This is a genomic window from Oceanihabitans sediminis (genome assembly GCF_003337215.1).
In the GTDB taxonomy this organism is placed as follows: Bacteria; Bacteroidota; Bacteroidia; order Flavobacteriales; family Flavobacteriaceae; genus Oceanihabitans; species Oceanihabitans sediminis.
In genome coordinates this window covers 58,270-73,042 of sequence record NZ_QPIG01000005.1, presented here as the reverse complement: position 1 = coordinate 73,042, position 14,773 = coordinate 58,270, and the positions used below count along the sequence as shown (strand labels likewise).

General features: G+C 33.0%; 10 protein-coding genes. 8 read left to right on the top strand and 2 right to left on the bottom strand.

The genetic code is table 11. The features are described from left to right. Nucleotides 1-35 precede the first annotated feature (35 nt). The 3 genes from DU428_RS13490 (at nt 36) to DU428_RS11685 (ending at nt 4,729) form a co-directional block, all read left to right on the top strand. Entirely contained in the window at nt 36-1,745 is a 1,710-nt protein-coding gene (locus tag DU428_RS13490) for a peptide-N-glycosidase F-related protein (protein WP_207802373.1), read from the top strand. 84 nt (nt 1,746-1,829) lie between these two features. Next, on the top strand, nt 1,830-3,797 hold the full coding sequence (locus DU428_RS11690; RefSeq protein WP_113966670.1) for a M1 family metallopeptidase: 1,968 nt from the start codon (nt 1,830-1,832) through the stop codon (nt 3,795-3,797). Between the two features lie 20 nt (nt 3,798-3,817). Then, entirely contained in the window at nt 3,818-4,729 is a 912-nt protein-coding gene (locus DU428_RS11685) for a patatin-like phospholipase family protein (RefSeq protein ID WP_113966669.1), read from the top strand. 6 nt (nt 4,730-4,735) lie between these two features. Here DU428_RS11685 and DU428_RS11680 read toward each other — a convergent pair whose 3' ends face one another. After that, nucleotides 4,736-5,257, bottom strand: a complete 522-nt coding sequence (locus tag DU428_RS11680; protein ID WP_113966668.1) for a DUF7935 family protein — start codon at nt 5,255-5,257, stop codon at nt 4,736-4,738. 253 nt (nt 5,258-5,510) lie between these two features. Between DU428_RS11680 and DU428_RS11675 the strand changes: the two genes are divergently transcribed. The 4 genes from DU428_RS11675 to DU428_RS11660 are packed head-to-tail and all read left to right on the top strand — an operon-like array spanning nt 5,511 to nt 10,731. Then, nucleotides 5,511-6,311 (top strand): prolipoprotein diacylglyceryl transferase, encoded by an 801-nt coding sequence (locus DU428_RS11675; protein WP_072352255.1) that lies wholly within the window; start codon nt 5,511-5,513, stop codon nt 6,309-6,311. Between the two features lie 4 nt (nt 6,312-6,315). Further along, nucleotides 6,316-7,008, top strand: coding sequence for a putative metal-binding motif-containing protein (locus DU428_RS11670; RefSeq protein ID WP_072352254.1), 693 nt, complete (start codon nt 6,316-6,318; stop codon nt 7,006-7,008). A gap of 46 nt (nt 7,009-7,054) precedes the next feature. Further along, on the top strand, nt 7,055-9,988 hold the full coding sequence (locus DU428_RS11665; protein ID WP_113966667.1) for a sensor histidine kinase: 2,934 nt from the start codon (nt 7,055-7,057) through the stop codon (nt 9,986-9,988). A gap of 2 nt (nt 9,989-9,990) precedes the next feature. Further along, nucleotides 9,991-10,731, top strand: a complete 741-nt coding sequence (locus DU428_RS11660) for a LytR/AlgR family response regulator transcription factor (protein WP_113966666.1) — start codon at nt 9,991-9,993, stop codon at nt 10,729-10,731. Here the strand turns inward: DU428_RS11660 and DU428_RS11655 are convergent. After that, a complete protein-coding gene (locus DU428_RS11655; RefSeq protein ID WP_113966665.1) occupies nt 10,714-12,279 on the bottom strand; it encodes an FMN-binding glutamate synthase family protein in 1,566 nt (521 codons plus the stop codon). The two genes, DU428_RS11660 and DU428_RS11655, sit on opposite strands and share 18 nt — an antisense overlap. Nucleotides 12,280-12,428: 149 nt before the next feature. Between DU428_RS11655 and DU428_RS11650 the strand changes: the two genes are divergently transcribed. Continuing rightward, nucleotides 12,429-14,768, top strand: a complete 2,340-nt coding sequence (locus DU428_RS11650) for a UvrD-helicase domain-containing protein (RefSeq protein ID WP_113966685.1) — start codon at nt 12,429-12,431, stop codon at nt 14,766-14,768. The last annotated feature ends 5 nt before the right edge of the window (nt 14,769-14,773 follow it).

Here is a 14,773-nt window from a genome sequence, read left to right as displayed (position 1 = left end):
TTATAAATTGCAGTAAACTAAAAAAACTAACCAAAATGAATTATTTAAACCAAAAAAAATACTTGCAGGTAGTCACAGGTATTTTTGCTTTTTTATTGATTATTAATTGTAGTAGTGACAATGATTCCGGAGGAGGAACACAACAAACTCCTAAGGCTGTAATTACCGTAGAAGGTGTTGTAGCAACCTTTGGAGGTGTATATGAGGGAACCACTTCAGATTCTCAAAGTGTACAAGTTAGTGCTACTAATTTATCAGCTAATTTGGTAGTAAAGGCTTCTAATCATTTTGAAGTTTCTTTAGATGATACGAATTTCTCTAGTGAAGTGTCCATAAGTAAAGATGATGCTAACGGCGTTTCAAATGCAGTATATGTAAGATTTGCTCCGCCATTATCTGTAATAGGAAGTATTCCGGGCTCTCTTACTTTTGAAAGTGCAACAGCTACTACAAGAACTATTGGTTTTAATGGAGAAAGTCTTAGTACTTCACCAGTTATAAACGTAAATGGAAGTTTAGAAGACTTTGGAGATGTTGTTATAGGTGAAGAATCTGCTTCACAAAGTATTATCATAAATGGTGATAACTTAGAATCTGGAATTCAGGTAAGCGCTTCCGAAATTTTTAAAGTATCCTTAGATGATGTTACTTTTAGTGAAACCGTTCTGATACCTGCTGCAGCAGCAAATGATGATGTAACTCTTTATGTTCGTTTTGCTCCAACTGTTTTAGGAGCAGCAAATGCATCTTTAACGATTAGCAATATGGCGGCAGAGGATGTTGTTTTAAATTTAGAAGGAAACGGAGCTCCTGTTGTGCATAACTATGTTACTTTTGATAGCGAAAGATTAGCCTTTGGAGGTGGTTATGATCAATCTTCTACTCAAACATTTAATCTACATAATGATCTCTCAAATATTGAAACCATAAAAATGTATGTGAAATTGAGATGTCCTACAGAAGGTTGTGATGATTGGGATGTATTTGCAAATGTAAAAGTCCTTGATACAGAGTCTGGTGAATTATATGAAATTGGAAGATATATTACTCCGTATTGGAATGATAATAGTCAGTTGGAAAGAGGTTTTGAGTTTGATGTAACAGATTTTAAATCTTTATTAACTGGTCCAACGGAATTACGTATAAGAACAGAATGTTGGAATTCTAAAGGCTATGAAGTTACGGTAGATTTCGATTATATTGAAGGAACACCAGACTATCCTTACTATGCAGTATCAAGAGTATTAGCTTATGACGATTGGTCTTCTTCAGGAGTACCTTATGGAGTTGCTCACACTTTCGATTTAGATAGAACAGTTTCTATTCCTGCAAATGCAGAAAGCACACATTTAAGAACGATTATTTCCGGTTGGGGGCATGCAACACCTAATGATTCTGATGGAAGAGGTTGTGCAGAGTGGTGTTATAGAACCCATGATATTAAAATTAATGGTGCTAACACATTTCAACATTACTTAGGACCTTTAGGATGTGCTTCTAACCCAGTGAGTAACCAGAATCCAGGTAACTGGATGCCAGACAGAGCAGGATGGTGCCCAGGTATGGTAGTTCCTGTAAGAACAGACCAATTTGCTACCTCTATGGCTGGTAGTACTTTTAATTTTGAATATGATTATGAGGATTGGGTAAGCAATGGTGGAAATGGTGATGCATATTATGCGACTTCTACATTTGTTGTAGTAAAAAGTAACTCCGTTATCAGCAAGCCTACGGTTATAGATTAAGATTTTTTAATATATTTAATAAAAAGCACGTTAGTTATTTAACGTGCTTTTGTATTTTGGTACTATACTTGAACGTTTCTATTTATGAAAAAAATCTTTCCAATATTCTTACTTCTATTTTGTATCTCTGCTTTTGCACAACAAGCGGATGTAGTAGACTTTAAAAAGGTAGATGCAATTTTATATTTTGATATAGAAGAAAGGTTAACTATGGATAGCTATGAAGTAGAATTTGATATCTTAAAAAAAACAGATTCTATTTATTTAGACGCTGTTCAAATGGAATTTCAAGATGTTTTGTTAAACGGAAAGAAAGTAGCTTATAAAAATGACGGAAAGAAACTTCTACTATATCACAAGTTTCAGCCTTCTAAAGCAAATAGCTTAAGTTTTGAGTTTCGATCCAATCCTAAACAAGCAAAGTATTTTATAGGTTGGAATAACGAAGCTAGAAATCAAATTTGGACACAAGGACAAGGGAAATACACCAGTAATTGGTTGCCTAGTATAGATGATGTAAATGATAAGATAGAATTCGATTTAACTATAGAAGCACCCAAGGGATATGAAGTTATTTCTAACGGAAAATTACTTTCTAAAACGGAAAGTAATCAAGGTTTTTTATGGGAATACGACATGCAAAAACCTATGCCAAGCTACTTGGTAGCAATGGTTATTGGTGTTTATAATAAGTTGGAAGTCGTTTCTAAAACAGGTATTCCGCTAGAGATGTATTACTATCCTGAAGATTCTTTAAAAGCAGCACCAACTTATAGATACACTAAAGAGATTTTTGATTTTTTAGAAGAAGAAATAACTTATCCGTATCCTTGGCAAAACTATAAACAGGTTCCGGTACATGATTTTTTATATGCTGGTATGGAAAACACTAGTTGTACTATTTTTTCGGATGTTTATGTCATTGATGAAACTGCATTTATAGATAAAAATTATGTGAATGTAAATGCGCATGAGTTGGCACACCAATGGTTTGGAAATTTGGTAACTGCAAGCTCTAGCAAGCACCATTGGTTGCAAGAAGGTTTCTCTACTTACTATGCTTTGCTAGCAGAAAAAGAGGTCTTTGGTGAAGATTATTTCTATTGGAATTTATACGAATACGCCCAAGAGCTTGCAACACAAGATAGGTTAGGAAATAGTACAGCGGTGTTACACGCAAAAGCTAGTAGTGCTACTTTTTATAAAAAAGGCGCTTTGGTATTGTATATGCTTCGTGAAAAAGTAGGTGATGAAGCTTTTAAAAAAGCAGTTAAAAACTATTTGGAAAAATATGCTTTTTCTAATGTGAAAACTAGCGATTTTATTCAAGAGGTTACACTTGTTAGTAATCAGAATTTAGATGCTTTTGTGGCAAAATGGTTGGAAGATAAAAGGTTTTATTTAGAAGAAGTAGAGGCATCCTTAAAACGTAATTCAGAATTTATTAATGAATACTTGATGGTAGATTGTGCTGCTGTAAACTCTAAGTGTGCTTATTATTTAACTTCAGGAATTTCAGACGAAGCAAAAAGTAAAATTATCTCTCAGGTTCCACAGCTTATCACTTCAGAAGTATTTAAAAGTAGTGTGAAAGTTAGGCAAGCCATAGCTTTACATGTAACAGAAATTCCTTTGCATTTAAAAAAGGACTTTGAATCCCTTCTTGACGATCCGTCCTATATAACTATTGAAAGTGCTCTGTATAGTCTTTGGGTAAATTTCCCAGAAGGGAGGGCTGCTTATTTAGATAAAACCAAGAATATTATTGGTTTACCTAATAAAAATGTTAGATTGCTATGGTTAACCTTAGCATTGGTAAGCCCAGAGTATCATGTAGCGGAAAAACAAGCATATTTAGATGCCTTAATTCGGTTTACATCCCCTGCATATAATTATGAGATACGAATGAATGCTTTTAGCTATTTAGATTTAATAGGTGTTGTAACCGAAGAGATTTTAGAACATTATAAAGAAGCAGAGCAACATAATAATTGGCGACTTAAGAAGTTTGCAAAAGCTTTTGCAGAAAAAAATAAAAGAAATACTAACTAAAATAAATAAACTGAAAATTAATGCGAGCATTGGTAATATCTGGAGGCGGAAGTAAAGGAGCTTTTGCTGGAGGAGTAGCGCAATATTTAATGGAACAAGAAAAACGGGAGTACGATATGTTTTTAGGAACATCTACCGGTAGTTTGTTGGTTCCGCATTTGGCTGTAAATAAAGTTAGCAAATTACATGAGATGTTTACTAATGTTAATCAGCATAGTATTTTTAGTGTAAATCCTTTTGTGCAACGTAAAAAGGGAGATAGAGAGTATGTTTCTATCAATTTTGTGAATTCCCTTTGGCAGTTTATTAAAATGAAACGCACTTTTGGTGAAAGCAAAAATTTAAGAAGACTAATAAAGAAGAAATTCACCCAAGAGGAATTTAATGAAATTAGAGAAAGTGGTAAAGAAGTAGTTGTTACGGTATCCAATCTTTCTAAAAACAGGGTAGAATACAAGTCTATTAAAGATTTTAATTACGATGAGTTTTGTAATTGGATTTGGATTTCTTGTAATTATATTCCATTTATGTCTTTAGAAAAGGTAAATGGTTTTGAATATGCCGATGGTGCATTTGGATGTGTTATTCCTATACGAGAGGCTATTTTACGTGGCGCAACTGAGGTAGATGCTATTGTATTAGAAAGTGAAAACTTGGAGTATAATAAGGTGCTTGGTAAGAATCCGTTTTCCTTAATGTTAAACCTTTTTGGGCACTTATTAGATCAGGTAGAAAAAAGTGATATTGCTATAGGGAAACTTGCAGCCAAACACAGAAATGTAAAACTGAATCTTTACTACACACCAACCAAGCTTACGGAAAACTCCTTGATTTTTAGTAAAAAATTAATGGATAAATGGTGGCTTGAGGGCTTTGAATATGCGAAAAAGAAGAATGGAGAAATGTCAAGTCTAAAGCTAGAAGCAGAGTAAGCGGTTTTACTGAAACATTTTACTTACCTCATTCTTTATATAAGATAAACCGGCATGACTAGGAGGGTGACCTTCTATCATGTCGTTTAATATTACTTCACGAAGTTTGCTAGCAGAATCTACTTTATCTTGTTTTGTTGCTTTTCTAATTATTTGAATGGTTGCGTTTTTTGAAGCATTCACAATATTCCAACACTCTTCTGTTACATAAATTTGCTGTGCTAGGTTATGTTCAAATTCTTGTTCGATTGAAGCTATAAGTAAAGCTTCGTAATCCTCTTTATTTGTAGAAATAGGATTTACTCTTAAGAGTAACTTTGAAGGAGATATACGTTCTAAAAACAACGTTAATCTTTCGTATGCTTGTAATCTTAAAGGAAAGGCTTCTTTTTGAAGCTCTTTATGTATCATGAAATTCCTTCTGTTATTTTCATTTTCTATATGTTCCTTAAAGAACAGAAAAGCGATTGCTCCTGTTATTAAAGCAGGAATGATATACATTAATAGATTTACAAGTTGTTGTTCCATGTTCCGTTTTTATCTTATTACAAACATAAGTTTTTTTTGTAACAGCACAAATATTCCCTTCATGGAATAAAAGTAGGTTTTGATAAGATGAAAACTTCACTTCCTTCAATGACAAGATGTAGTTATTGTATTACATACTACTTTACACAGGCTATTAATCAGTTTACCTAAAATCGTCAGTTAAAAATCATCTTTTTTCTGGCGATTTATAAGGAAGGAAGTAACAAGATAGTAAAAACAAGTAAAGTATTTTATGTTCCCAAAGCTATTAGAATTTTCATTATCCGATTTTTTTTCCAATTTATTTGGTGTAAAGCAAATAACCATATACAGCTATGCAACCTTAATAGCATTAGGTACTTTGGTGGCAGGACTGTATACTAAATGGAGAGCAAAGAAAGATTTAGGAATTTCTAATTTATCCAATACATTTTTCTACTGCATATTTATAGCAGGTTTTGTTGGCGGAAAGTTGTTTTATTATTTGCAAGACCCCATTCTTTACCTTCATAAGCCAAGCTTATTATTAGATAACTTTTCGGGAGGTTTTGTGTTTTATGGATCGTTTGTAGTCATCATCCCATATATTATTTGGTATCTAAAAAAGCATCAGATAACTGTTTTACCCATGTTAGACATTTTTGCAATAACCACTACCATTGTTCATGCTATTGGACGATTGGGGTGTTTTGCAGCAGGATGTTGTTTTGGCTCCCCTACAGATAGTGGCTTCGGAATTATTTTTCCGACAACGCAAAATATCTCTGTACATCCTACGCAATTGTATGAAGTTACCTTGTTAGTTTCTATCATGTTGTTCTTGATGTTTATTAAAAAGCATCAGCAGTTTAAAGGGCAAGTATTTTTTATTTACCTAATACTATATGCTTTTGGTAGAGGAGTACTAGAACTCTTTAGAGGAGACGAACGCGGTTTTATTATAGATAACTTATTATCTCATTCCCAGTTTATAGCGCTTTGCCTTATTTCTGTATCCGCGTATTTCTACTACAAATTCAAAAAACAAATTAATATAAAACCACTTAATACTTAAAACTATGAAAAAACGATTTTTAAAGACAATTTTACCTGTTCTACTATTAGTATCAGCAGTATTTATAATAGGATCTGGATGTCATGGAGACCCGAATGATTACTCCTATAATTTTTGGCCTGATCTAGATCAAGATGGTTTTGGTGATGCTAACGTAAACGGAACGATGTATAGAACTGAGGATGCACCAGCAGATTACGTAAGAAATAATGAAGATTGTGACGATGCCAACCCAGCTATCAACCCAGATGCAGTAGAAATTCCAGACAACGAAATCGATGAAAACTGTAATGGTCTTTTTGCTCTTACTTTTTATAAAGATGATGACGAAGACGGCTTTGGTGACCCTAATAATAGTGGTGTTTTTGAAGTTAATTTTGGAGATCCTGCACCAGGAGGAACATCTTATAATAATGCCGATTGTGATGATACAGACCCTATGATAAACCCAAAAGCAGATGAAATTGTTGGTAATGATAAAGACGACAATTGTGATGGAGATATAGATTTCTTTGAAATTTATGCCGATAATGATGGCGATGGATATGGAGCAGGTAATGCATTAGCACCACCAGCAAATGGTGTGCATAATAATTTAGATTGCGATGATACTAATCCTGAGGTTTATCCGTATGCCATGGAAAGAGATAATGGGATTGATGATGATTGTGATGGAATAACAGATGAATTCATTTAGTAATATTAATTCTATTACATTTGTAATTCACATAACTTAAAGAATATTGAATAATATCAAATACCATATCACAATATTATCATTGTGTATATGGTATTTGTATTTATGTGGTGTACATAAATACAGATCTAATCTTTTTAGAAAAAATCATCTTTTTTTCATTTTCCTTCTTTTAAGTAGTGTTTCCTTTTCACAACAATACACAAACTATACAACCAATGACGGATTACCTAGTAATCATGTGTATAAAATGACACAAGATGAAAAAGGTTTTTTATGGATAGCTACAGATAAAGGTTTGGTAAAATATAATGGTAATACCATGAAAACATTTACCACCAAAGACGGTCTAGCCACAAATGATGTGTGGGAAGTTTTTCCAACTCCCGATGGTAAGTTGTGGTATCTCTCAAAGGCTTCTAAATTGGGATATATTAAAAACGATAGGGTGTATGCCTTTAAAAGTGAAAACGAAGGTGAAATATTTAATCCTATTTTGTCTAGCCAAGTTGGGAATGATATTTTTTTAACTAGCTCCAATTCTGTTCATGTTTTAAAAGAGGACAAATGGAAGCTGTTAAAGAACAATCATCTTGGAGATTCTATTCCAACAAAAAATTATATAAAACATCCGGTAGTTTCTAGTATTAAAACTACAGAGTTATTAGACTCTGTTTTTATTCATGACCAATCCTCAAAAATTGTAAAAAGTTTCGATTTTGGTGATATGCTAGTCCAAATTCATAAAAGAGGCCAAATTACCGATAGCTTATATTATTGGGTTAATGATAAGCAATACGCCATTCTTAATTTAAATACTTTAAAATTATACAAACGAAACTTTAAGAATGAAATAGGATTAGACAAGTCGAAACATGTTAGAATAAATTTAGTAAATCATGAAATTCAAATCTCTGGACGAGGCTTTGTAGGTGTTTTAGATGAAAATTTTCATATTAAAAACCCTTACTACATACCAAAACATTTAGATGCTCATTTTGGATTTATCGATAAGACAGGATCTGTATGGATAACTACTTTTACCGATGGTATTTATTATTTACCTATTGAAAAGAAAAATGTAAAATATTGTCTAACAGGAGAACGAGTAACTAATATCAAGGAGGTTAATAATAAAATCCTAGCGAATGTTTTTAATAAGGGCTTTTATAGGTATGATACATCTAAAAACAATTTCTCCTTATTTATAGAGGAGGAAGACTATTTGTATAACGCTTCCTATATAAAGGAATTGGATACCGAATTTTATATGTCTAAAAGGCATATACAGCTAAAAGAAAAGAATCGTATACAGCGTATTGTCATTCAAAATAAAGTTTCAGATGTTAATGATATTGCTCGTCAAATCGTTTTTTATAAAGATTATTTATACGGAAGTTATTCCTTTGGTATAAATAAAATTAACCCAGTAAACTATAAGATAGAAGATGAATATGAACAAAGCGGAATAAACAAATTATATCTATTTAATAATAGGTTTTTAGTAGGGACATCTAGTGGTTTAAAGGAATTTAAAGAAGGAGTTATTACTCCTGTTCTTTTTGGAAATCAAGAAATGAATAAGTCAATACTAAGTATTACACAGCTTTCCAATACAGAACTATTGTTAAATACCGACGGATTTGGCTCTTATATTACAGACTTAAAAAGCTTAATACCATTGCCTAAATCAGAGTTTTTAATAGTAAACAATGCATATGTTGAAAATAACAACATTTGGTTGGCAACAGAAGCTGGTATATTAAAATATTTAAAAACCGACGATACTTTTAGTTTGCAAATGCAAATAGATAAAGACAATGGCTTACCATCTAACAGTGTCAATAACCTGCTTGTTTATCATGACAAACTACTAGTTAGCACGAATAGCGGTATGGCTATTTTACCAAAAAACATACATAAAACTTCTCAGTTATTAGATGTGTATATAGATACAGCGACCTATGGCAATCAAGATATAAGCAACGGAAATTTTAGGTTTCCTTACAAAAGCAATAACAACTTAAATGTGACTGTCTCCCACATCGATTTTTCAAATAAAAACACAGATTTTACATATAATTACAAATTAACTCCTTTATCTAAAGACTGGATAAATACCAATTCCAATAATTTTAGTTTTTATAATCTTCAGCCAAATACCTATACCTTATATGTTGAAGTAAATGATATTAAAAAGCAACTAAGCTTCACTATTTTGCCCTTATGGTGGCAGAAACTATGGTTCAAAGTGCTATTTGTTTTGGTTTCTGTGTTAATAGTAGTTTTGATATCCCGATACTTTGTAAGACAATCTCAGTTTAAAAAAACGCAAAAAATATTTGAAGACAAGCGCTTGTCAGAATTGCAGTTGAAAGCCTTACGCTCACAAATGAATCCACACTTTGTATTCAATTCGCTTTCTGCTATTCAGTATTATATAGGGGAGAATAATTTTGAAACCTCCGAGTTGTATTTAGTGAAGTTTTCTAAACTCATCCGACAGTTTTTTGAACTATCTAAAGAAAATGAGATTTCCTTAGCAACAGAGGTGAGTTTGCTTAAAAACTACTTAGAAATTGAAAAGCTTCGATTTAAAGAAAAATTGAGTTTTGAGATTGATGTCGACCCTAAATTAGATGTCGAGAATACAAAAATCCCAACCATGTTATTACAACCAATTGTAGAGAATGCAGTTAATCATGGTATTTTTAATAAAATGGAAAATGGCCTGCTTAGCCTAAACTTTATTTATATAGATAAACAGATCTTTAAAGTAGAAATAATAGATGATGGGGTTGGGTTTGTAAATACGCACAACCAACAAAGTAAAGATGTAAAGTCCTCTAGTGTTTTAAAAGATAGATTACATTTTTTAAACCATACAAATAGGTGGGAGATAAGCTATAATACTAAGGAAGTGTTTCCTAATAAAGCCGATAAGGGGAATAAATCGGTGTTTATAATTAAGAAAAAATAAAAATGAATAATATAACAGCAATACTCGTAGACGATGAGATTTCTAACTTAAAAGGGTTACAGAAAAAATTAGAAAATTTATTTCCAGAAATTCATATTCTAGGAGCTTATCAAAAACCAGAAGAAGCTATTCTAGCGATAGAAAAGGAGGAGGTACATATTCTGTTTTTAGATATTCAAATGCCAAGAATCAATGGTTTTGAATTGCTATCAAAGCTTAATAGGGTTAATTTTCAAGTTATTTTTGTCACTGCTTATAGTGAATATGCTATAGATGCGTTTAAAAAATCAGCCATAGATTATGTTTTAAAACCTGTAGATAATGATGATTTACTTGTTGCGGTAAATAAAGCTTTAGAAGTAATTAAATTAAAAAAAGAAAGTGCTAGTAATTTAAAACTAGTAAACTTATTGGAAGAAAATATTTCAACCAACAACAAGCTCATTATACCTACTCAGAAAGGACTTTCCTTTATACCTCAAGAGGAGGTTTTACATTTAGAAGGTTATGAGGGTTACACGAAAATTCATATCATAAACGGGGTTACGATTATGAGTTCGTATAACTTAGGGAAATTTGAAAAGCTTCTAAGTTCCAAATTTTTTAAATGTCATAAATCGCATATTATAAACATTGAAAAAGTCCGTCATTTTGAAAATGAAGGCTATGTGGTTTTAGATAATGAAACTCGCGTTCCAATATCTAAAACCAATAAAAAAGCCTTTTTAAGCATGTTCAGTTAGTTGCTTAGAGCCTCCTAGGTATTTACAATCTTTCAACTCTTGCATAGAGTTAAACGGAACGGGTACTTTTTTGTACATATAGGTGTTATCTAACTCTTTAGATAAATGCTGATCGTCTACATTTATATCAATATCATTCATTTGATACTGACAAGGATGTTCGTATCCTGAAGCATGTGTTATTTCTACAAGTTCTTTTCTAAATGTCTTAAAGTATTGTGCTAATCGTGCCGATTTTAAGGTTGGGTCAATACCGCTTTGTAACCATTTGCTTTGTGTAGCAACACCGCTAGGACATTTGTTAGTATGGCAAATTTGTGCCTGAATACATCCAATACTCATCATTGCTTCACGAGCAACATTAATACAATCTACACCCATAGCAAATGCCATGGCAGCTTTTGCAGGAAAACCGAGCTTTCCAGATCCAACAAAAACAATACGTTCGGTTAAGCCTTTATCTTTAAAAAGTTTGTATAAATCACTAAATCCATAAACCCATGGTAAACTAACGTGATCGGCAAAACTAGGTGGAGCAGCTCCAGTACCACCTTCACCACCGTCAACAGTAATAAAATCTGGTCCTTTCCCTGTTTCTTTCATAAGCTCAGCAAGCTCTTTCCATTGGTCTAACTTCCCGATTGCAGCTTTAATTCCAACCGGTAAACCTGTTTTTTTGGCTATATCTTCAATAAATTGAAGTAGTTCTGGAACATCTTTAAAAGCAGAATGATTAGGGGGAGATAATACATCTTTACCTATAGGTACATGTCTTACTTCTGCTATTTCTTTAGAAATTTTAGCAGCAGGAAGAACACCTCCTTTGCCAGGTTTTGCTCCCTGTGAAAGTTTGATTTCTATAGCACGAACAAACGGATTGTCGTTTACTAGTTTTATTAGTTTTTCCATAGAGAAAGTTCCATCGTCATTTCTTACACCAAAATATCCGGTTCCAAAATGAAAAATAACATCTCCACCATGCGAATGGTATGGAGATAATCCACCTTCACCAGTATTATGGTAGGCATCTGCCATCTGTACTCCTTTGTTCATAGACTCTACCGCTTTTGCAGAAAGAGAACCAAAACTCATGGCGCTTACGTTTATTACAGAGGCTGGACGGTAAGGTTTTTTACGATTATTATAAAGTCCCATTACTTTAGCACATGGTAAAAAGCTAGGGTCTTCTATGTTTGCATGGTTTTCAGGAATCTTATATGGCATCATAGCGTTATTGATAAAGATGTGCTGATGTGCGTAAATATCTCTATCTGTACCAAATCCTTCGTAATTGTTTTCTTGCTTAGCAGAAGCGTAAATCCATCCGCGTTCAATTCTGTTAAAAGGTAATTCTTCTCTGTTATTCGCAATTAGATATTGTCTTAATTCCGGACCAATTTTTTCAAGAATATATCTAAAGTGACCTATTATAGGAAAGTTGTGACTTATAGTATGTGCCCTTTGAAAAAATATATCTCTAATAGCGACAATTACAAGCGCAATTATAATCCACATCCACCAACTTATTTGGCCTAAAAACTCTATCATAATTTATGAGATTTTCAAAATTTATATACGTAAAGGTATTTAAAAAAATAAAAGTTAGCTAATAAGTATAATTGTTTATAATTATTAATAATTAGGAAGCTTAAAAAGCTAAGTTTTCCTTATTTTCACGCCTCAAAATGATAATGGATTTGGAGAAGTATTTAAGTCAACTAAATGAAGCACAATTAGCGCCAACGATACAAAAAGATGGCCCTATGATTGTAATTGCAGGAGCAGGTTCTGGAAAAACCAGAGTGCTTACTTACAGAATTGCATATTTAATGAGTCAAGGTGTAGACTCGTTCAATATTTTAGCACTAACCTTTACCAATAAGGCAGCACGTGAAATGAAAGAGCGTATTGCTCAGATTGTTGGTAACGAAGCTAAGAATTTATGGATGGGTACCTTTCACTCGGTATTTGCAAAAATATTACGTTTTGAAGGGCATCATTTAGGTTACCCTAGTAATTTCACTATTTACGATACCCAGGATTCACAGCGTTTATTAGGTTCTATCATTAAAGAAATGAAACTTGATAAAGATGTGTATAAAACGAAACAAATTCATAGTAGAATATCTTCTTATAAGAATAACTTAATCACTGTTAAAGCATATCTGAAAAATCCAGAATTGATGGAAGCGGATGCTATGGCAAGACGCCCGAAAATGGGAGAAATTTATGCCGAGTACGTAGATAGATGCTTTAAAGCAGGTGCTATGGACTTTGACGATTTACTGCTTCGTACAAACGAATTACTGACTCGTTTTCCTAATGTATTAGCACAGTACCAAGATAAATTCCGTTATATTTTGGTAGATGAGTATCAGGATACCAACCATTCCCAGTATTTAATTGTTCGAGCTTTAGCAGATCGTTTTCAAAATATATGTGTAGTAGGAGATGATGCGCAGAGTATTTATGCTTTCCGTGGAGCGAATATTAATAATATTCTGAATTTCCAAAAAGACTACCACGATGTAAAGTTATTTCGATTAGAGCAAAATTACCGTTCTACCAAAAATATAGTAGGAGCTGCAAACTCAGTTATCGAGCATAATAAAACGAAACTAGATAAAGTAGTTTGGACAGCCAATGATGAAGGGGAAAAAGTAAAAGTACACCGTAGCTTAACAGATGGGGATGAAGGACGTTTTGTTGCAAGTACTATTTGGGAAGAAAAAATGAACAAGCAGCAGCTTAATAGTGATTTTGCTGTTTTATATCGTACCAATGCGCAATCACGTTCTATTGAAGATGCTTTACGAAAAAGAGATATTCCTTATCAAATTTATGGTGGATTATCTTTTTACCAACGTAAAGAAATTAAGGATGTTACAGCTTACCTGCGTTTGATTCTTAACCCTGCAGATGAAGAGGCTTTAAAGCGTGTTATTAATTATCCTGCAAGAGGTATTGGGCAAACTACTATAGATAGATTGGTGGTTGCTGCAAATTCTTATGGGAAATCTATTTTTGAGATTTTAAAGAACCTAAACAATATTGATATAAACATCAATAACGGGACTAAAAATAAGTTGCGTGACTTTGTTACCCTTATTGAAAGTTACCAGGTGATGAATAAAACTGCTAATGCATTTGATTTAGCAGAACATGTTACTAAAACAAGTGGATTAATAAGAGAATTCAATAAAGACGGAACTCCAGAAGGTATCACAAGATTAGAAAACGTTCAGGAACTTCTAAACGGTATTAAAGATTTTGTGGAAGGACAAATGGAAATAGCAGATGCAGGAGATTCTTTAGCAGAGTTTTTAGAAGATGTTGCACTTGCTACCGATTTAGATTCTGATAAAGGAGATAGCGATCATGTTGCTTTAATGACTATTCACTTAGCAAAAGGACTAGAATTTAATAATGTATTTATAGTAGGTTTAGAGGAAGACTTATTCCCTTCTGCTATGAGTATGAATACACGTAGTGAGTTAGAAGAAGAACGACGACTATTTTATGTTGCCCTTACAAGAGCAGAAAAACAAGCATATTTAACCTATGCCTTATCTCGTTACCGTTGGGGAAAACTTGTAGATTCTGAACCAAGTAGGTTTATTGATGAAATTGACGAACAGTTTATTGAAAACCTAACTCCAAAAGAAGAAAGACGCTTCAACCCTATGTTGGATGCAGATATTTTTGGCGATGTAGAACCTTCAAAAGTAAGATTTAAGAAACCGAAGCAACCTACTTTAACAAAGAAAGGAGCTCCTAAAAAGCCAGCAGAAAAGTTTCAAGTTTCTACTCCTAAGAATTTAAAACCTGTTTCCAAGACAAGCGGAGGTACTACTTCCGCAAATTTATTTGATGATAAACTTGCCGTTGGAAATATTGTAAAGCATATCCGTTTTGGAAAAGGTGAAGTTTTAAAAATAGAAGGTGCCGGAGCAGATGTAAAAGCCGAAATCAAATTTGAAGTTGGAGGTACTAAGAAGTTATTACTTCGTTTTGCAAAACTAGAGGTTATAGGATAAATAGT